This window comes from Chromatium okenii (assembly GCF_002958735.1).
Lineage (GTDB): Bacteria > Pseudomonadota > Gammaproteobacteria > Chromatiales > Chromatiaceae > Chromatium > Chromatium okenii_A.
Map to the genome: position 1 here is coordinate 217,271 of NZ_PPGH01000018.1, position 18,880 is coordinate 236,150.

The 18,880-nt window shown below is 50.3% G+C and carries 19 protein-coding genes and 1 pseudogene; 5 read left to right on the top strand and 15 right to left on the bottom strand.

Annotated elements, in window-relative coordinates:
• Nucleotides 1-4 precede the first annotated feature (4 nt).
• From mrdA to asd, 7 genes and pseudogenes are all read right to left on the bottom strand, one after another.
• Nucleotides 5-1,875, bottom strand: a pseudogene (gene mrdA / locus CXB77_RS04050) (penicillin-binding protein 2).
• Between the two features lie 67 nt (nt 1,876-1,942).
• Nucleotides 1,943-2,428, bottom strand: a complete 486-nt coding sequence (mreD, locus tag CXB77_RS04055; protein ID WP_172452517.1) for a rod shape-determining protein MreD — start codon at nt 2,426-2,428, stop codon at nt 1,943-1,945.
• Entirely contained in the window at nt 2,428-3,333 is a 906-nt protein-coding gene (gene mreC / locus CXB77_RS04060) for a rod shape-determining protein MreC (protein WP_242445412.1), read from the bottom strand. The genes mreD and mreC overlap by 1 nt, the downstream gene beginning before the upstream one ends.
• A gap of 45 nt (nt 3,334-3,378) precedes the next feature.
• A complete protein-coding gene (locus CXB77_RS04065; protein WP_105072885.1) occupies nt 3,379-4,425 on the bottom strand; it encodes a rod shape-determining protein in 1,047 nt (348 codons plus the stop codon).
• A 217-nt stretch (nt 4,426-4,642) separates the two neighbouring features.
• Nucleotides 4,643-5,212: an RNA-guided endonuclease InsQ/TnpB family protein gene (locus CXB77_RS21055; protein ID WP_347338050.1), complete on the bottom strand. Its 570-nt coding sequence runs from the start codon at nt 5,210-5,212 to the stop codon at nt 4,643-4,645.
• Complete coding sequence (locus tag CXB77_RS21060; protein WP_242445413.1) at nt 5,191-5,766, bottom strand: RNA-guided endonuclease InsQ/TnpB family protein; 576 nt, start codon at nt 5,764-5,766, stop codon at nt 5,191-5,193. The genes CXB77_RS21055 and CXB77_RS21060 overlap by 22 nt, the downstream gene beginning before the upstream one ends.
• Before the next feature lie 352 nt (nt 5,767-6,118).
• A complete protein-coding gene (gene asd / locus CXB77_RS04075; protein WP_105072886.1) occupies nt 6,119-7,003 on the bottom strand; it encodes an archaetidylserine decarboxylase in 885 nt (294 codons plus the stop codon).
• A gap of 105 nt (nt 7,004-7,108) precedes the next feature.
• On the opposite strand from asd, the gene CXB77_RS21065 reads away from it, so the two are divergent.
• The 4 genes from CXB77_RS21065 to CXB77_RS04085 all read left to right on the top strand — a co-directional run bounded on the left by CXB77_RS21065 (nt 7,109) and on the right by CXB77_RS04085 (nt 8,320).
• Entirely contained in the window at nt 7,109-7,255 is a 147-nt protein-coding gene (locus CXB77_RS21065) for a hypothetical protein (protein WP_242445414.1), read from the top strand.
• A 2-nt stretch (nt 7,256-7,257) separates the two neighbouring features.
• Nucleotides 7,258-7,614 (top strand): type 1 glutamine amidotransferase, encoded by a 357-nt coding sequence (locus tag CXB77_RS21070; RefSeq protein WP_242445415.1) that lies wholly within the window; start codon nt 7,258-7,260, stop codon nt 7,612-7,614.
• Nucleotides 7,611-7,802, top strand: a complete 192-nt coding sequence (locus CXB77_RS21075) for a hypothetical protein (RefSeq protein ID WP_242445416.1) — start codon at nt 7,611-7,613, stop codon at nt 7,800-7,802. Before CXB77_RS21070 ends, CXB77_RS21075 begins: the two co-directional genes overlap by 4 nt.
• Nucleotides 7,803-7,906: 104 nt before the next feature.
• Complete coding sequence (locus CXB77_RS04085) at nt 7,907-8,320, top strand: hypothetical protein (protein ID WP_105072887.1); 414 nt, start codon at nt 7,907-7,909, stop codon at nt 8,318-8,320.
• A gap of 44 nt (nt 8,321-8,364) precedes the next feature.
• Here CXB77_RS04085 and hslU read toward each other — a convergent pair whose 3' ends face one another.
• The 7 genes from hslU to ppsA all read right to left on the bottom strand — a co-directional run bounded on the left by hslU (nt 8,365) and on the right by ppsA (nt 16,687).
• Entirely contained in the window at nt 8,365-9,696 is a 1,332-nt protein-coding gene (gene hslU, locus CXB77_RS04090) for an ATP-dependent protease ATPase subunit HslU (protein ID WP_105072888.1), read from the bottom strand.
• 66 nt (nt 9,697-9,762) lie between these two features.
• Nucleotides 9,763-10,308, bottom strand: a complete 546-nt coding sequence (hslV, locus tag CXB77_RS04095; protein WP_105072889.1) for an ATP-dependent protease subunit HslV — start codon at nt 10,306-10,308, stop codon at nt 9,763-9,765.
• 88 nt (nt 10,309-10,396) lie between these two features.
• On the bottom strand, nt 10,397-11,050 hold the full coding sequence (locus CXB77_RS04100) for a DUF2499 domain-containing protein (RefSeq protein WP_105072890.1): 654 nt from the start codon (nt 11,048-11,050) through the stop codon (nt 10,397-10,399).
• Between the two features lie 10 nt (nt 11,051-11,060).
• Nucleotides 11,061-12,461 carry an NAD(P)(+) transhydrogenase (Re/Si-specific) subunit beta gene (locus tag CXB77_RS04105; RefSeq protein WP_105072891.1) on the bottom strand — a complete coding sequence of 467 codons (1,401 nt, stop codon included), beginning with the start codon at nt 12,459-12,461 and terminating at the stop codon, nt 11,061-11,063.
• Nucleotides 12,462-12,473: 12 nt separating this feature from the next.
• A complete protein-coding gene (locus tag CXB77_RS04110) occupies nt 12,474-12,770 on the bottom strand; it encodes a proton-translocating transhydrogenase family protein (RefSeq protein ID WP_105072892.1) in 297 nt (98 codons plus the stop codon).
• Between the two features lie 55 nt (nt 12,771-12,825).
• A complete protein-coding gene (locus tag CXB77_RS04115) occupies nt 12,826-13,917 on the bottom strand; it encodes a Re/Si-specific NAD(P)(+) transhydrogenase subunit alpha (protein WP_105072966.1) in 1,092 nt (363 codons plus the stop codon).
• A gap of 397 nt (nt 13,918-14,314) precedes the next feature.
• Nucleotides 14,315-16,687: a phosphoenolpyruvate synthase gene (gene ppsA, locus CXB77_RS04125; RefSeq protein WP_105072894.1), complete on the bottom strand. Its 2,373-nt coding sequence runs from the start codon at nt 16,685-16,687 to the stop codon at nt 14,315-14,317.
• A gap of 277 nt (nt 16,688-16,964) precedes the next feature.
• On the opposite strand from ppsA, the gene CXB77_RS20215 reads away from it, so the two are divergent.
• Nucleotides 16,965-17,648 (top strand): hypothetical protein, encoded by a 684-nt coding sequence (locus tag CXB77_RS20215; protein ID WP_197710988.1) that lies wholly within the window; start codon nt 16,965-16,967, stop codon nt 17,646-17,648.
• 68 nt (nt 17,649-17,716) lie between these two features.
• On the opposite strand, the gene CXB77_RS04135 is transcribed toward CXB77_RS20215, so the two are convergent.
• Entirely contained in the window at nt 17,717-18,853 is a 1,137-nt protein-coding gene (locus CXB77_RS04135) for an esterase/lipase family protein (protein ID WP_242445417.1), read from the bottom strand.
• Nucleotides 18,854-18,880: the final 27 nt, after the last annotated feature.

The window sequence follows — 18,880 nt, forward strand, 5'->3', positions numbered from 1 at the left end:
AGGCTTAATCGCCATCAGTGGTCTCATCAGGTGGCAAGGTGGTTTTGGTGCCGAGATACACATCCATTACGCGGCGAGCAACTGGTGCAGCATCCGAACCGCCGTGACCGCCGTTTTCGACCAGCACGGCAACGGCAATGCGTGGATCGTCCACTGGTGCGAACGCAATAAACAGCGCGTGATCGCGCATTCGTTCTGGGGTTTTGGCGGCGTTATAGGTTTGCTTTTGTCCGAGTGTAAAAACCTGCGATGTGCCGGTTTTTCCTGCAATACGATATTCAGAACTGCGAATGCGTTTAGCGGTTCCGCGTGGACTTTCAACAACCTGCGTCATGGCTGCAATGACTTGATTCCAATAGTGGGAATCACCAACGTTAATTTGCCGTGAAATAATCGGAAATAATGTTTCGCTCTCTGCGCCGGGAAAACGACTGGCTCGTGCTAAACGCGGTTGAATGAAATGCCCACGATTTGCCATTGCTGCGGTGGCGACGGCTAATTGCAATGGCGTGGCTAAAAAGAGCCTTGACCAATTCCGACAATTAGCGTTTCGCCCGGATACCATGTTTGTCGCCGCACCCGTTGTTTCCATTCCCGCGATGGCAATAAACCTGCTAATTCACCAGAGACATCAATTCCAGTGCGGCTGCCAAAACTGAATTGACTGAGAAAATCATGCAGCCGATCAATGCCCATTTGATTTGCCAGTGAATAGAAATAAACATCGCAGGATTCAGTGATTGCGGCACTCAAATCCACTGTGCCATGACCGCCTTTGCGCCAGCACCGAAAACGATGACTTTGTCCGGGCAAGGTGAATGCGCCGGAGCAGAACACGGTTTTGTGGGCGCTGGTAAAGCCGGTTGCCAGCCCGCCCAGCCCGATAAATGGTTTGACGGTGGAGCCGGGCGGATATTGGCCACGAGCGGCGCGGTCAAACAGCGGCTTGTCGGGTGAATGCAGCAGTGCGTTGTAATCCTTGCCGCTAATGCCCTCAACAAACAGATTGGGATCAAAACTGGGGTTGCTGACCATTGCCAACACGCTGCCGTCACGCGGATTGATGGCGACGACTGCGCCACGGCGGTCGCCAAGTGCCTCCAGTGCGGCTTTTTGCAAACCCAAATCGAGCGACAAAAATACGTCCTGACCCGAAATCGGCGGCGTACTTTCTAAGGTGCGCAAAATCCGTCCACGCGCATTCACTTCAACTTGCTGATAACCAACTTTGCCATGCAGCACTGCCTCGTGGGCTTTTTCCAAACCGCCCTTGCCGATGAAATGGGTTCCCGCGTAACTGCTGGTGTCAATCTGCGTCATTTCGCGTTCATTGATGCGTCCGACATAACCGAGTACATGCGCAGTGGCTGCGCCCAGCGGATAGGTGCGAATCAATTCGGCGCGAACATCGACACCGGGAAAACGGTAGCTATTGACGGAAAAACGGGCGACTTCTTTCGGCGTGAGGTTCAGACGAATCGGGACACTTTGAAAACGCATCCGCTGGCGCTTGAGACGTTCAAAACGGGCGCGGTCGTTGGCATCAATCGGCAGCAGTTGCGCCAGCGCGTCAATCGTGGCGGGAAGGTTGTCAACTTTTTCGATGGTAATTTCCAGCGAAAAGGTCGGATTATTGTCGGCGAGCAGCACGCCTTTGGCGTCGTAAATCAGCCCTCTCGTGGGCGGAACAGGTTGAATTTTAACGCGGTTTTCCATTGATAACACAGAGAAGTGTTCGTGACGATCCACTTGCAAATGCAGCAAACGCAGACTCAACAGCAGCAGTCCGATAGAAACCACCGCCCCAGCAACCAAGGCGCGGCTTGCCACCAAACGCTGCTCGCGCTGGCGCTCTTCTAAACTGGTTAAACGCATGAGAAGTGGTCAGTTGGCAATACTGCGTGCACGCGCTTTTGCTGCCAGCCGACAGTCAACTGAGGCTTCATAACGCCCCCGTGCGCTGTCCTAACCAAGTTAAACTGCTTGATAACCAAGGCCATAACGCCAAACCCACGAGCGTTGGTAGCCAATACGCCAAGGTTGGCATCGGTTGACCGGTTGCACCGAGAATCCACAGGGTTAGCAGCCGCTCGGCCAACAACAGCATCCACACGAAAAAGCTCTGTTGCCAGCGTGGAAATAACCGCACTCGCGCATGAAGGGTGATCGTGACATAAGCCACTAACGACAAACTCAGCGCCTGTTGTCCCAGCAAACCACTGGTGAACATGTCGAGCATTAAACCCGCACCAAAACCCCAGAACACGCCGATCCGTTCAGGCAGTGTCAGGCACCAAAAAATCAGCAGCAGCGTTACCCATTGCGGACGCCAGTCGTCCCATACGGGCGGCAGCGGCACAATCGTTAAAAACAGTGCCAACATCAGGCTGATTAAAACCATCCAACGCATGGATTGCTGGGAAATCATCAATGATTGCCAGCTGGCGCTGGCGCATCGACCGCAAGTGCTGGCGGAGTGGTCGGCGGAACCGGATTGAGATTGAGCGACCACACCAGCAGCACTTCGCGGCTGCGATCCAACCGCGCAGTGGGTTCAGCAATCACGGTCGTAAACGGATTATCTGGGTCTTGGCGCACTGTTTTGACTCGCGCTACGGGATAGCCGGGCGGAAAGCGTTCGTCCATGCCGGAAGTCACCATTAAATCGCCCGCACGAATGTCAGCATTTTTGGGAATGTAAAGCAGTTCAAGTTCTTGGCTTGGTCCTTTGCCCGCAGCGATGGTGCGCAATCCGTTGCGATTGTCTTCTACCGGCAGTGCATGGTTCGCGTCGGTAATCAGCAACACCGTTGATGACAGCGCGTTGGTGCGAATCACTTGTCCCATCACTGCCTGCGCATCCAATACCGGTTGTCCGACAAATACGCCGGAATTGGTGCCTTTATTGATGATGACTTGCTGGCGATAGGGATCGAGGTCAATGGCGAGAATTTCGGCGATTAATACCCGCTCGCCAACATCGAATGAAGAACCAAGCAAATCACGCAGCCGCATATTCTCTGCCCGCAATGATTCAAACTGCTGCAACCGTCCTTTCAGCACGAGATTTTCATGCTGCAAATCATCGTTAGCGCGGCGCAACTCAACTTCATTATCCAAATGTCCCTGCGCTGAACGCAGCCATTGCGCAGGCAGACTCGCAACATATTGCATCGGATAAATCACCACTTCGAGAGTTGACCGCACGACATCCAGATGATGAAAACGGTGATCTGCGACCATCAAGCCCAGCGCCAGCATCACCGCCATGATCACGCGAAATGTGGCAGAGGGACCACGAACAAACAGCGGTTTGATAGCAGCATTCCTCAAAAAAAGCGTTCATCGTGTTGACGGTCAAACCCAGCGCCCGCTGCGTTATTCCATGACAAATAAACCACTGTCTCGTGCATCCAACATATCCAATGCCTTGCCGCCACCACGCGCCACGCAGGTTAACGGGTCTTCTGCCAGCAGCGCGGGCAATCCCGTTTCCTCTTCAATCAACCGATCAAAATCGCGCAGCAACGCTCCGCCGCCGGTTAACACAATACCGCGCTCGGCAACATCGGAACCGAGTTCAGGCGGTGTTTGCTCCAGCGCCATCTTGACGGCGTGGACGATCATCGCCAGCGGTTCTTGCAGTGCCTCTAAAATCTCATTGCTATTCAAGGTGAAACTGCGCGGCACTCCTTCAGCGAGACTGCGTCCGCGCACTTCAATTTCTAAGACTTTATTGCCGGGGAATGCCGAGCCGATGGTGTGTTTAATGCGTTCGGCCGTGACTTCGCCGATTTGTGTGCCGTAATTGCGGCGCACGTAATTGACAATGGCGTCATCAAAAGTATCGCCGCCAACGCGCACCGATTGCGCATAAACAATGCCGTTGAGCGAAATCACTGCGACTTCCGAAGTGCCGCCACCGATGTCAATGACCATGCAGCCGCGTGGCTCGTGCACCAGTAATCCCGCGCCAATCGCGGCGGACATCGGTTCTTCAATTAAATAAACCTCACGCGCTCCAGCGCCTGCCGCAGATTCTTTAATCGCTCGCCGCTCGACCTGCGTGGAGCCGCAGGGCACACAAATCAGCACTCGCGGACTGGGTTGCAGCAGCCGCGATTCGTGCACTTTGTGAATAAAGTATTGCAGCATCTTTTCAGTCACCGTGAAGTCAGCGATCACGCCGTCTTTCAGCGGACGAATTGCGGTAATGCTTTGCGGCGTGCGTCCCAGCATCTGCTTGGCTTCTTCACCAATGGCGACGACCGACTTACCGCCGCCACTGCGCTCATGGCGAATGGCAACCACTGAAGGTTCATTCAGGACAATTCCCTGATTGCGGGCGAAAATCAAAGTGTTGGCAGTTCCCAAGTCGATTGATAAATCGTTCGAGAACATCCCGCGAATACGTCGGAAAAACATCAGGTCATTACCTTCAATGAAATAGGGAACGTTGGGCGCTCAATGATGGCGTGAAACATGCGGCTGGTGCAGTGACTGGTAAGTCGCTATTAGGAAGAATAGGACAGCTAATCTAGCAACCGCTACTAAATATCCATACAAAATCTATACAAAAGCGTACAAATCTAGCTTTGATATATTCACACCGTCAACGCAAAAGCCATGATGAAACGATGGTCTAACTTTGCTCTGGTGTGCATTTAAGGTCAGGCTGTAACGTGTCCAGACCGTATTGATTTAGATTGAGCGCGGCGTTCAAATCTCTATCCGCGCTAAATCCACACTCACAGGTAAAAGTTCGATCTGCAAGTGATAAATTTGTTTTAACTTTTCCACAACATGAACATGTTTTACTGCTGGGAAAAAATCGATTTGCGACAACAACGACACAATTTCTCAATTGAGCCTTGTATTCAATCATCTGCCGTAAATAACCAACACCAGCATCGCTGATAGCGCGACTGAGTTTTCGATTTTTTAACATGCCTTTAACGTTTAAATCTTCAATCGTAATCACGTCAAAGTTTTTAGTCAGATAATCCGACAATTCATGCAACAAGGCTTGTCGTTGTCGTGCAATACGAAAATGAAGTTTTACAATTGCCAGCTTGGCTTTCGCTCGACGGTTTGACCACTGCACTTTCTTGGTTAAATTGCGTTGAAGTTTTACCAACTTTTTCAAACTGGCTTTCAACTTTTGATTGGCAGAAAACACTTTACCTATGCTTAAAACGGCAAGTGATTTGATACCAAAATCAACACCAACTGAGTGTTGGCGATCAACATCGTGGGATTGTAGTCTTCTGTTTCAACTAAAATTGAAGCAAAATACTTTCCAGCGCGTTTAGAAATCGTGACTTGTTTTGCGATGCCTTGAAAACGTAACGGTTGACGCAGTTCAATTTTAGTTTTGAGTTTTTCAATCCGCAATTCACGACCGATAACATCAAATTTAGCCGATTCACGCAACGCAAAACTATCACGCAAATCTTTCTTTTTGAAGCGTGGAAAACCTGCTTTTTGTTTGGCTTTGACGCGCCTGAAAAAGTGCTTAAAAGCGTTATCTAAATCATCAATTGCATTGCGGGTGACACGACTGGAAACTTCGTTGTACCAGTCAAATTCTTTACGAAGTACGTTAATGTAATGCCGATATGCTTCGTTTTTTGACCATTTATTTTCTGGCTTTGAAAAATGCGCGAGCAATTGATTATAGCAATGGCGTTTGGAGCCACAGGCTTGATCCAAATACACCATCTGTTCAGGTGTGGGGCGCAATTCAATTTTGTGTGCCAGTAACATGGTTTCTAATCTCAATCAACACATCTAAAATTTATTCAACGTAGCCGGCAAATCTTCTTTTTGGTCGTGACTTGAAACACGAGCGTAACACACCGTATTTCACCTACGTTCATCAATTTGGCAACGCTGTAGTAACGTGTTCCACCTTGCGTTTTTTGCGTTGGGACTCATTCGCCCGACGCTCCCATCGACGCAATGTATTTAGACACGTTTCCCAAATTTTTGCCGCTTCACCTATCTTTACTCATTTCTTTTCCATAAGAATAGATTATAGTAGATATGTATAGATTATTGCAAGCTGTTACTTACCCATTTGGGGATCGGCAAGGCGTGGTCAAACACCCAGCGATCCTCAACTCAGCCGACCTAAACGTTGTCCTAAACGTACCGAATCACCAGCGGTCAATCCGCTTTCCCAAGTCACTGCGTTCGGAGGCAGCAGCAGAATAACGGTAGAACCGAGATTGAAACGTCCCATTTCTGCGCCGCGTTCCAACGCCAGCGGCGAGGTCGCATAATCCCAGCGTTGTAACACGCGACCCGAATGCGGCGGTGTGATTTCGCCAGCCCATACCGTTTCAATTCCACCGACAAAAATCGCGCCGACCAATACCAGCGCCAGTTCCGTCGTCGCAGTGTCAAAGTGACACACCACGCGCTCATTGCGTGCAAATAATCCCGAAACCAATTTTGCCGTGCTGTGATTGACGCTGAATAAACGCCCCGGCACATAAGTCATCGCAGTTAATGCACCAGCCAGCGGCATGTGAATTCGATGATAATCACGCGGCGAGAGATAGATTGTAATGAAACTGCCACCCTCAAATGTCGCCGCTTGCGCTGCCGTCAAGCCCAGCAATTCGGCAACGGCATAATCCTGTCCTTTTGCTTGAATCACGCGCCCAGCGTTAATTCGCCCAATTTGACTGATTGCGCCGTCTACTGGACATAACACTGCTCGCGGATCGGAATCGAGCGGACGTACTTCGGGACGCAGAGCACGGGTAAAAAAAGCGTTGAAATGCGGATACGCAGCTAAATTCGGTTCCACTGCCAGCGACATTTCAATACGGTAAATCCGCGCAAAGTTTTGAATTAACAACGATTTTAGCGGTTTCCATCGCACTCGCGCCAGCCGGTGCATCAATAATGACAACTGATGTTGCGGAAGCAGATGTTGTAATGCGACAAATAGACGTTCGCCAAATGACACGGTGGATTGCTGATGTTGAAACATAAAAATCAAGTCGCACAATTGAATAGTGGAAAGGGTAAAACAGTATAGAAGCTGCAACCAAATTAGTTCAAGTTATCAGTGGTATTTTATTTGAGGCTGTTCATTATGCAAATCCAAGCGTTTACGCATGTTCCTTTTGAAGACCCTGCCGCAATTGCGGATTGGGCAGCGCAGCGTGGTCATACATTGAATTTAACACCATTCTACACTGCGCAGCAGTTCCAGAATTATCAACGTTTGATTGGCTGGTGATCATGGGCGGACCAATGAGTGTGAATGATGAGGCACTTTATCCTTGGTTAGCGGTAGAAAAACAATTGATCGCTGCGGCAATTGCTGCGAATAAAACGGTGGTTGGCGTGTGTTTAGGTGCGCAATTGATCGCCGCCGCATTGGGAGCACAAGTCCGGCGCAATCCTGTTAAAGAAATTGGTTGGTTTCCAATTGAATTAACCGCCGCAGGAAAACAGGCGCACTTATTCAACAGAATGCCACCGACATTGCCAGTATTTCACTGGCATGGCGATACCTTTGAATTGCCACAAAATGCCATTCAAATCGCCGCAGTGCTGCGTGTGAACAACAGATTTTTCAATACGGCGAGCGGGTGATTGGTTTGCAATGTCATCTCGAATCGACGCCCGCAACTGTTGCTGCAATTGTTGCGCATTGTGCTGATGAATTGCAGCCAGCGCGTTTCGTGCAAACCGAAGCGCAGTTATTGGCAGCAGATGCAGTCTGTTATGCAGAAATGGAAACAGCGTTATTTGCATTACTCGATCAACTGGCTGCGGTCTGAATTGCCAGCAAGCAATTGTGGTACGATCAATTGCGTGTTGAACAATATCCAGCGCGTTTGCGTTGAGCATGTTTTTATAATTCAATTTGTTAGGAGCAAAGCGCATGAAAAAAACCATGACGGCATTATTGTTAGCTGCGGTCGGGCTAATTGCAACGTTGCCGGCGCAGGCAGAGGGCATTCGTGATCGAATTGAACGTCAACAGATGATGATTGAACGCGGTCTTGAAACTGGGGCATTGACGCGCCACGAAGCGCAGGATTTTCGCCGTGAACAACGCGAATTACGAAAAATAGCAGGAAGTTTGCGTGATTCTGGTGCATCGCGGATGGAACGGCAGCAAGTATTGGATTCACGATTGGATCGCATTGATCGGCGATTGAAAAGAGCAATGCGCGATAATGATCGTGGCGACCGGTTTCAACCAGATAATGATCGTTATAATGATCGCTGGCACGGCAATCCAGATTCTTTTGATGGTCGTGATCGCGCAGTGCGGCAGCCTTGGGAACGTTAATTAATCCTGAATGAGCACCGCGTTTGGCGGTGCTCTTATTTGCGTTAAAGAATATACCGCGATAAATCTTCATCAGCGGCTAATCCCGCTAAATTCTGATCGACATAAGCCGCATTAATTGTCACCGTGACGCGATCCAATTCAGAAGCGTTATAAGACACATCTTCTAATAATCGCTCCATCACCGTATGCAGTCGCCGTGCGCCAATGTTTTCAGTCCGTTCATTCACTTGCCATGCAATTTCTGCCAGCCGTCGAATACCATCATCGGTGAACTCAAGTGTCACTCCTTCCGTTTTTAAGAGTGCCTGATATTGATCGGTTAATGACGCATCCGGCTCGGTTAAAATGCGCACAAAATCCTCAGTGGTCAGAGCTTTTAATTCAACGCGAATCGGCAAACGTCCCTGCAATTCGGGAATTAAATCTGAGGGTTTAGATAAATGAAATGCACCCGAGGCAATAAATAAAATGTGATCGGTGCGCACTGCGCCGTGTTTGGTCGAAACCGTGCTGCCTTCGACAATTGGCAGCAAATCGCGCTGCACACCTTCGCGTGACACATCCGCGCCCGCCATGCCTTCGCCGCGTTTGGTGACTTTGTCCAGTTCGTCCAGAAACACGATGCCATTTTGTTCAACGTTTTCAATTGCTCGCAGCTTCAATTCATCATCATTGACGCGCTTGGCCGCTTCTTCATCTTTGAGCAATTGCCGAGCCTCGCAGATGCGCAACTTACGGCGTTTAGTGCGCCCTTGACCGAGATTTTGAAATAAGCCTTGGAGTTGATTAGACATTTCCTCCATGCCGGGCGGTGCCATGATTTCGACCCCAACCGGCGCAGCAGCCACCTGAATCTCAATCTCACGTTCATCCAACGCACCAGCGCGAAGTTTATTGCGCAATTTTTCTCGCGTGGCATTGCTCACCGAAGCGTTGCTGTCTTCCTCAAAACCAGACAGCGGCGGCAACAGTGCGTCGAGAATGCGCTCCTCGGCGGCAGCTTCGGCTTGATCGGCGAGTTTGATCATTTCCTGCTCTCGCGCCATCTTGACGCCGATGTCAGCAAGATCACGGATGATCGACTCCACATCGCGCCCGACATAACCAACCTCAGTAAACTTGGTCGCTTCCACTTTAATAAATGGTGCGTTGGCTAATCGCGCCAACCGCCGCGCAATCTCGGTTTTACCCACGCCAGTCGGACCAATCATCAGGATATTTTTCGGCGTGATTTCTGAGCGCATTGGTTCGGCGATTTGCGAACGTCGCCAGCGATTGCGCAGCGCAATGGCCACTGCGCGTTTGGCATCATCTTGACCGACGATGTGTTTATTGAGTTCTGCGACGATACGCTGGGGAGTAATTTCTGACATAAATCATCCATTCAATAATGGCAAGGCGAACAGAAAATTCTTAATGGAGCGCATCAGCACTGCCATTCAAATTGCTACTTCCAATTCTTCAATCACTAAATTGTGATTGGTATAAATGCAAATATCAGCGGCAAGATGCAGACCTTTTTCGACAATTTCACGGGCGCTCAAATCGGTATTTTCTAATAATGCTCGCGCTGCTGCTTGCGCAAAGGGACCACCAGAACCAATTGCCATTAAATCATGTTCAGGTTCAATCACATCACCAGTGCCGGAAATCATGAGCGAGGTGCTGGCATCCGCAATACACAATAGCGCCTCTAATCGTCGCAACATACGATCAGTGCGCCAATCTTTTGCCAATTCCACTGCTGCTCGCGTGAGATGTCCCTGATGTTTTTCTAATTTACCCTCGAATCGTTCAAAGAGAGTGAACGCATCGGCAGTTGCTCCAGCAAAGCCAGCCAATACCTGTCCCCGATACAAACGGCGCACTTTGCGGGCATTGCCTTTCATTATGGTTGATCCGAGTGAAACCTGACCATCGCCACCAATGACTACCTGAGTACCGCGCCGCACTGAAAGAATTGTTGTACCTCGAAAATTATCCATGCTTTACCTATGTGATGACGATCATCGAATGGTTTATTGGTACTCATTTGACCAATAACATAACACGATTCAACTGTGTTATTGACGCCTAATTTTTGCCGTGTGTTCTAATGCGCAACACTACACCAGTTGCAATCAATAAATTACTTAAAGATAGTAAACTTTCACTTAACCCATGTAAAAAATCGTTGTGAGATAAACTGGGCAAACCCTGAATCGTTGTTGCGATATGGATACTAAAAATTGTCGCCGCAACGAATACCAGCAGAAACCAAAAACCGGCAATCGTAAGCAGTGAAAAAAGCTGCTGATCGCTGCGATAAACTAGCAGCAACGTTAATAAAAATAACAGATAACACAAATTCGCTGCCTGCAATAAAATCGTGCTGTGGTTGTCTAAAATTAACACCAGCACACCAACCATTAACCCTATTGGAACACTACGCCAAAGCCAACGGCTCGATTGATTGAGCACCATCGTTAAAGTTGCGAATAATAACAGCAGGCTGCCGCAAAATGTCATTAGTCGCGCTAAATCGAGTAAAACTCGTTGCGTATCTCCGCTGAGATGAAATAGCAAAATCAACAACCCACCAATTAAATGCGGCATCATGCACACTGCAAAAACATGTAATTCCCGCCGTTGAATCAATGTTCCATAATGCCAAAACAACCCAATTGCTGCGCCCCACTCGGTGACTGTAAAAAGATGAATAAACCAAGTGGGGAGCGATAACAACATCGTCTAAACCTTAGTGTCCACTGCCTTTCAATGCGCTATTCATACCATCAATGGTATCTTTTGCATCACCGAACACCAGCGAGGTGTTGTCTTGATAAAACAGTAGGTTATCAACACCAGAATAGCCCGGACGCATTGACCGCTTCAGGAAATAAACTTGGCGAGCGCGACCAGCTTCCAGAATTGGCATTCCGTAAATGGGACTGCTTTTATCTTCTTTAGCTGCCGGATTGACGACATCATTTGCACCAACAACTAACACTACATCAGTGCTCGGAAATTCAGGATTGATTTCATCCATTTCTAATACGCGGTCATACGGAATATCTGCTTCAGCAAGCAATACATTCATGTGTCCGGGCATTCGTCCGGCAACGGGATGAATGGCAAATTTGACTTCAACACCTCGCGCTTCTAACAGCTCCATTAACTCTTTTAATGAATGCTGCGCTTGTGCGACTGCCATGCCATAACCCGGCACAATAATCACGCGATTAGCGTCTTCCATCCAATAGACTGCATCTTCAATTGCAGCGGATTTAACCCCTTTTTCTGCGGCCTGTGCACCAGCGTTATCACCTGTTCCGCTATCCGATCCAAAACCACCAAAGACAACATTAATAATGGAGCGGTTCATGGCTTTGCACATAATGAATGAGAGAATTGCGCCAGAGCAGCCCACCAATGCGCCGACAATAATCAATAAATCATTATGCAGAGTAAAACCAGTGGCTGCTGCTGCCCAGCCTGAATAGCTGTTAAGCATTGAAATAATCACCGGCATATCTGCGCCACCAATCGGAATAATAAGCGTGATGCCAAGCGTTAATGCCAATAACGTCATTAATATCAATGCCAATAAACTGCCACTCATGGCAAAATGTACTGCCAGCGCGATGGTTGCTAATGCAAGTACGGCGTTTAATAGATGCTGACCCGCAAATTTAACTGGTGCTCCACTTAATAAACCCTGCAATTTACCAAACGCAATGATTGAACCAGTGAAGGTAATTGCACCAATCACAACGCCAGCGGAAATCTCGCCCATCAATACCGCATTGAGTAAGCCAGCTTCCTGCTTGTGTAAAAAAGTTCCAATACCAACCAATACCGCAGCTAAACCCACAAAGCTATGCAGTGCTGCGACCAATTGCGGCATGGCGGTCATTTGAATGCGCAGTGCGACGATAATGCCAATCACTGCACCGCCAGCAATACCGGCAATAATAAAACCGTAGGATTGAACATCGCGTCCCAATAGCGTTGCTGCAATTGCAAGCAACATTCCAAACATGGCGTAAACATTACCACGCCGCGCAGTTGACGGATGCGTTAAGCCTTTTAAGCCCAAAATAAATAGCACCGCAGCAATTAAATACGCCAGTGCTTGATGATTGACAGTGAATTCCATTGCAGATTGTCCTTATTTCTTTTTCTTAAACATTGACAGCATTCGGTGCGTGACCAAAAAGCCACCGAACACATTGATTGACGCCAGCAATACGGCGATAAAACCAATGAACTGAATCAATAACCCAGCATTCGGATCACCAGCCACAAGTAATGCGCCAATTAAGACGATGCCCGAAATAGCGTTGGTTAATGCAACTAGTGGTGTGTGCAATGATGGCGTGACACCCCATACCACCCAATAACCAATAAAACACGCGAGAACAAAAACGTATAACGCAATAATTGAAGGATCGAGAGTTTCGGGCATTTGGAAATCCTAAATCAGTGATAAAGTGGCAGTGAAGATGATGAAGATGCGAGAGTTATTTTTTAATGAGCATCGCAGCGGTGATGTCATCTGCATCGAGGTCTTTTAATTGCGGTGGTGCGGCGCTGAATTCAAACATAATCTCAATGAGATTGAATAAATTGCGGGCATAAAATGCGCTGGCATCTGCCGGAATTAACGCTGGGAAATTGGTAATACCAACGATGGTAACACCCTGATGTTGAACGATTTCATCTGCGATCGTGAGCGGGCAATTACCGCCATTTGCCGCCGCCAAATCAACAATCACCGAGCCGGGGCGCATTCGCTCTACAACTTCTGCCGTCACCAACACTGGCGCAGGCCGACACGGAATCAGCGCAGTAGTAATAATGACGTGCGCTTTTGCCAACTCGTCGCCGAGCGCAATCTGTTGAATTGCTTTGGCTTCTGCTGACAATTCACGCGCATAACCGCCCTCGCCCGCGCCACTTTCGCCCAGATCAAGCACGATCGGTTTCGCGCCCAGCGAGCGAATCTGCTCTTGAGTTTCGGGGCGCACATCATAGGCATGAACGTCCGCACCGAGCCGCCGCGCCGTCGCAATCGCCTGTAACCCAGCCACGCCAGCGCCCAGCACGACGACTCGCGCCGGTTTTGACGACCCGGCGGAAGTCATCATCATCGGAAAAAAGCGCCCATATCGCGCCGCAGCTTCCAATGTCGCCCGATACCCAGCGAGATTGCTTTGCGACGACAGCGCATCCATCGACTGCGCCCGCGAGGTACGCGGCATCCGCTCCATGCCGAGGACACGCATGTTTTTATTTAACATTTCCGACAAAATATCATCTGCGCCGCAAGTTTCCAGCAGAGCGATCAACAGCCCACCGGAACGCATCGCTGCGACATCATCCGCATCTGGTCGCCGCACTTTCAACAATAAATCAACGTCATACGCGCCAGCACGGTCGGTCAACTGTGCACCAGCTTGACTATAATCGGTGTCGGGATAACCGGCGCTGATTCCCGCGCCAGCTTCAACATTAAGCGTAAAGCCTTTGCTAATCAGCTTTTTAACCACGTCGGGCGTGGAAGCAACTCGCGTTTCACCGAGCCGTGTTTCTCGTGGAATACCAATCTTCATGTGTGATTCGCCTTGTGTTTCAGTGTCGCCGCTGAGATGCGGCAAAATTGGCGCATTATCAGGGTCGCCTGCTTGTCATCGCAACTTAGCCGTAATTTGGCGGTTGCGTGTGAAAAAGTGTGCCGGATTCGCGTGAATTTCGAGGTGTCACTCGAAAATCATGTTTGTTCATTGTTTACCAATGCGTCGGCGATTCCACGGATAGCTTTAGGCGCTGCGCTACCATTTGATGGTCGCATTGGATTAAAACCACTATTTGAGGATATTGGACGGGAGTCAAATCAGCGTGCCACCGCTCGGGGTTCTGATTTGGGAAGGAATTGAAAATGGCCGTTTATCGTTAATAAAAATCCCGCCTTTTAGTTAAAAAAGGCGGGATTTTTTAATCGGTCAAAAATTACAGCGTTTTAGCTTGTTCGGCCAAGTAAATCCAAGTATCAATCACGGTATCAGGATTGAGTGAAATGCTGCTAATGCCCTGCTTCAATAACCAATCCGCAAAATCTTTATGATCGGATGGTCCCTGCCCGCAAATACCCACATATTTGCCCTGAGCACGGCACGCAGTAATTGCCATTGACAACATCTTTTTCACTGCCGGATCGCGCTCATCAAAGCTCTCTGCGACCAAACTGGAATCCCGATCTAATCCCAGCGTGAGCTGCGTCATATCATTGGAACCAATTGAGAAGCCGTCGAAATACTCCAAAAACTCATCGGCTAACACGGCATTGGATGGCAATTCGCACATCATAATTAACCGCAGTCCATCTTTGCCGCGTTCCAATCCCTGCGCTGCCAATGCTGCAACAACTGCCTTCGCTTGTGCCAGCGTCCGCACGAATGGAATCATAATCTCGACATTGGTTAATCCCATGTCATTGCGCACCCGCTTGAGTGCCTCGCATTCCAATTCAAAGCAGGCTTTGAAGTTGTCGGCGATATAACGTCCAGCGCCACGGAAGCCGATCATTGGATTTTCTTCTTCCGGTTCATACCGCTTGCCGCCAATCAAATTGGCGTATTCATTCGATTTGAAATCCGACATCCGCACGATCACGGTATTGGGTGAAAAAGCCGCTGCCAGCGTCGAAATTCCTTCTGCCAACTTGGCAATGTAAAACTCACGCGGGCTGGAATACGCAGCAATACGCGGCGTGATCTGTGCTTGTAATTCCGCTGGCAATTGATCGAATTCAAGCAGCGCCTTGGGATGAATACCGATCATGTTATTGATGATGAATTCCAGCCGCGCCAAGCCCACGCCCGCATTCGGTGTCGCAGAAAACGCAAAAGCGCGATCTGGATTGCCGACATTCATCATAATTTTAACTGGAATATCTGGCATCGCCGTTAATTCGATGGTTTTGTAATCGAATTCCAACTTGCCATCGTAAATATAACCGGTGTCACCTTCGGCACAACTGACCGTCACCAATTGCCCTTCTTTCACAATCTCAGTGGCGTTATTGCAGCCAACTACTGCCGGAACACCCAATTCACGCGCAATAATTGCGGCATGGCAGGTTCTTCCCCCACGATTGGTCACAATCGCTGCCGCCCGTTTCATAATCGGCTCCCAATCGGGATCGGTCATATCGGTAATCAGCACATCGCCGGGCTGGACGCGATTCATATCGGCGATGCTTTCCACCACCCGCGCCACGCCCGCGCCAATGCGACTGCCGATGCTGCGTCCGCTGGTCAAAATCGGCGCTTTTTCGCGCAGGATGTAACGCTCGATGATGTTGCCGGAGCGACTTTGCACCGTCTCAGGCCGCGCCTGCACGACGTAAATTTTGCCGTCCATGCCATCTTTCGCCCATTCGATGTCCATCGGACGACCGTAATGCTGCTCGATTTGCATCGCCTGCTTCGCCAATTCCTCCACTTCGGCATCGCTGATGCTGAACAACGGGCGCATCTCTTCCGGCACTGGCTCGGTGCGCACTGGGCTGGCAGCGCCAGCTTCGGCGTACACCATCCGAATCGCTTTATCGCCGACGGTGCGGCGCAAAATCGCGGGGCGACCGGCAGCAAGTGTCGGTTTATGCACATAAAATTCATCGGGATTGACCGCGCCTTGCACGACCATTTCGCCCAAACCGTAGCTGGCGGTGATGAATACGGCGTCGCGGAAACCGGACTCGGTGTCGAGCGTGAACATCACGCCAGATGCCGCTAAATCGCTGCGCACCATGCGCTGAATGCCAGCGGACAGCGCGACGTTGCGATGCTCAAAACCTTGGTGAACGCGGTAAGAAATGGCGCGGTCGTTGAATAGCGAGGCGAACACTTCTTTGATGCGATGTTTGATGTGATCCAAACCTTTGACATTCAAAAAGGTTTCTTGCTGACCAGCAAAGGACGCATCCGGCAAATCTTCCGCCGTCGCTGACGAGCGCACCGCCCACGAGACTTCGCTGCCGGCTGCGGCAGTCAATTGGGCATACGCGGTATCAATTGCAGTTTCCAGCGCAGTCGGGAACGGTTGCTCCAACACCCAGCCGCGAATGCGCGGGCCAGCTTCAGCGAGCGCAGCAACGTCATCAACATCCAGCGTGTCGAGAATGGTTTGAATCCGCTCATCCAAGCCTTCGTGCGCGAGAAATTCGCGGTAGGCATCGGCGGTGGTGGCGAATCCGCCCGGCACCTGGACGCCGAGATCGGTGAGGTTTTGAATCATCTCACCGAGCGAGGCGTTTTTGCCGCCCACGACGGGCACATCTTCCATTCCTAAGTCTTTGAGCCAGCGGACATAATCGGTCATCGTTTGCGTTCTCTAGGTGGTGAAAAAATGCGAGCCACTCCATCAAACGCCCAAAGCGTCGCCGAACTGCTCGCTGTACGTTTGGTTATGATGCAACTGCAACATGATTAAGATCAATGAAAATTGCTGCACTTGCGAAAATGGCGGTTTTTTGCAAATACGCAACACTCCAAGTTGACCCGGTTGATTCTCTCTTGATCCGATGCGTCCATTCAGGCAGCCTAGTTAGGCATTGTTTGTCAAATTTCGTGTTCTAAATCTGTAAAGGATCAATCTAATGACTGAAACTAAATCTAGCCCGTTAAGCAACATTGACAGCACCAAAGCAATTATTGGCGGCGTGATTGTGCTGGCAATTATGGGCGTGTCACATGCCATCTCGACCGGAATGCTGGTGGGAGCGCCAACACCGATGACCGCCGAACAGCTTGCGACTAATTTGGCGCGAGTTGGTGCAGTAACAGTAAATCAACCGGTGGCTCCACCGGTGGCTGTTGCACCAGTAGTTGAAACTGCGCCTGCGGCAGAACCTGCTGCACCAGCGGTTGAAACTGCGCCTGCGGCAGAAGCTGCTGCACCAGCGGTTGAAACTGCGCCTGCGGCAAAACCTGCTGCACCAGCGGTTGAAACTGCGCCTGCGGCAGAAGCTGCTGCGCCAGCGGCTGAAACTGCGCCTGCGGCAGAAGCTGCTGCGCCAGCGGTTGAAACTGCACCTGCGGCAGAAGCTGTTGCGCCAGCGGTTGAAGCTGCACCTGTGGCAGAATCTGCTGCGCCAGCGACTGAAGCTGCGCCTGCGGCAGAAGTTGCTGCGCCAGCGGTTGAAGCTGCGCCTGCGGCTGAAACTGCACCTGCGGTAGAACCTGCTGCACCAGTTGTCACTGCACCAACGCCGCACCCACAACCAGCTTGGTTGCTGCACATGGCTCCGCTCAGTTCGCCAGCTCCGCATCACCCGAAATAAATCCCACATTTCAATCACGCAGCTGTGCGGCTGCGTGATTTCTGTAACTCGTTAAAAAGCAACAATAATTATTGCAGTGGCGGTTTAATCGCTGCTGGCGCAGTGTTCCACGCCGTCAATGTCTGCAAAATCAGTGCAATTGCTGGCGGTTCTGGGTCGGTCGGCAGCAAGCGCGTCAACATGCCACGATGCGACCCAGCAACTTGCAGTGGCGCTGGCGCATTGGGAAGTTTGAGCGCATCCAGCGTGACCACGCCGTCGCCAAGATTAACGCCGAGATTTGACCACCATGCCATCAGCAGTGCCTGTAATTCCGCCGATGATGCCTTTGTCAACGCTGCGATACTGTCTGACATGCTGGGCGTTGGTCCCGATAACACGCCACCAAGCAGTTGAATAGAAACCATATTTGACCAAGGCAGCGTATTTAACGCAGTCAGCGAGCCGCTGTTGGGTTGCAAATCAATCGCTGGCGTGTCACAGCCATCCCGCAGTGCAGCATAAAGTGCAAACCGTTGATCTTCTTTGGTTAAAAATTGATCGCGCAACTCCAGCCACACGCGCAAGCGTGTCCATTCGCTACCCTGATTCGGCGTTCCCACCAAAATTGCCCCGCGTACTGCGGCACCATCTACCCGAGCTGGCGAATTAACTGGATGTCGCCAGCGCGTCACAAAATCGCGGATTACCAATCCACCGACATCATGCCCAATCAAAATCGCGGGGCGATTGGTCGGAAATTCTCGCCAGCGTTCGGCTAAATCCTGCGCAGTGCGTTCGATGCTTTGATCGTGCGGATAACGAAATTCCCACACTTCAAAACCAGCAGCGTCGAGAAATGGAAACAGGTCATGCCAAATACTGCCGGGTTCGTCTAAACCGTGTATTACAACCAAACGCGGCAATTTCGATGCAGTCGCACGAATGCGCAATTCCAAACCGTACCAATCGTAAGTTGGCGGCGCGACTGGCTGCGGAAACCATTGTTTGAATTGATCTTGAACCGCGCTGCGTAATTGACGCTGGGCTTTCGGAAGTTGGTCTTGAGCGTTGTCGCCCCACCATGTCCAAGACAGCGCCAGCACCACCAAACTCAATAAACCTAACAGCAGTGGTCGCAGCCAGCGCAGCGGTGCGGGCGGTGAATATCGTGGTGTGCGCGTGGCGGAAAGTTTGACTGGTGGAATGTGCAAAGGTGGTTTCATGAGGAGCGATCCAAGCGCGATGAGACA

Coding starts and splice junctions, on each gene's coding strand:
- mreD (WP_172452517.1), bottom strand. CDS start 2,428: ATGATTTCCCAGCAATCCATGCGTTGGATGGTTTTAATCAGCCTGATG.
- CXB77_RS04065 (WP_105072885.1), bottom strand. CDS start 4,425: ATGTTTTTCCGACGTATTCGCGGGATGTTCTCGAACGATTTATCAATC.
- CXB77_RS21060 (WP_242445413.1), bottom strand. CDS start 5,766: ATGTTACTGGCACACAAAATTGAATTGCGCCCCACACCTGAACAGATG.
- asd (WP_105072886.1), bottom strand. CDS start 7,003: ATGTTTCAACATCAGCAATCCACCGTGTCATTTGGCGAACGTCTATTT.
- CXB77_RS21065 (WP_242445414.1), top strand. CDS start 7,109: ATGCAAATCCAAGCGTTTACGCATGTTCCTTTTGAAGACCCTGCCGCA.
- CXB77_RS21070 (WP_242445415.1), top strand. CDS start 7,258: ATGGGCGGACCAATGAGTGTGAATGATGAGGCACTTTATCCTTGGTTA.
- CXB77_RS04085 (WP_105072887.1), top strand. CDS start 7,907: ATGAAAAAAACCATGACGGCATTATTGTTAGCTGCGGTCGGGCTAATT.
- hslU (WP_105072888.1), bottom strand. CDS start 9,696: ATGTCAGAAATTACTCCCCAGCGTATCGTCGCAGAACTCAATAAACAC.
- hslV (WP_105072889.1), bottom strand. CDS start 10,308: ATGGATAATTTTCGAGGTACAACAATTCTTTCAGTGCGGCGCGGTACT.
- CXB77_RS04100 (WP_105072890.1), bottom strand. CDS start 11,050: ATGTTGTTATCGCTCCCCACTTGGTTTATTCATCTTTTTACAGTCACC.
- CXB77_RS04105 (WP_105072891.1), bottom strand. CDS start 12,461: ATGGAATTCACTGTCAATCATCAAGCACTGGCGTATTTAATTGCTGCG.
- CXB77_RS04110 (WP_105072892.1), bottom strand. CDS start 12,770: ATGCCCGAAACTCTCGATCCTTCAATTATTGCGTTATACGTTTTTGTT.
- CXB77_RS04115 (WP_105072966.1), bottom strand. CDS start 13,917: ATGAAGATTGGTATTCCACGAGAAACACGGCTCGGTGAAACGCGAGTT.
- ppsA (WP_105072894.1), bottom strand. CDS start 16,687: ATGACCGATTATGTCCGCTGGCTCAAAGACTTAGGAATGGAAGATGTG.
- CXB77_RS20215 (WP_197710988.1), top strand. CDS start 16,965: ATGACTGAAACTAAATCTAGCCCGTTAAGCAACATTGACAGCACCAAA.
- CXB77_RS04135 (WP_242445417.1), bottom strand. CDS start 18,853: ATGAAACCACCTTTGCACATTCCACCAGTCAAACTTTCCGCCACGCGC.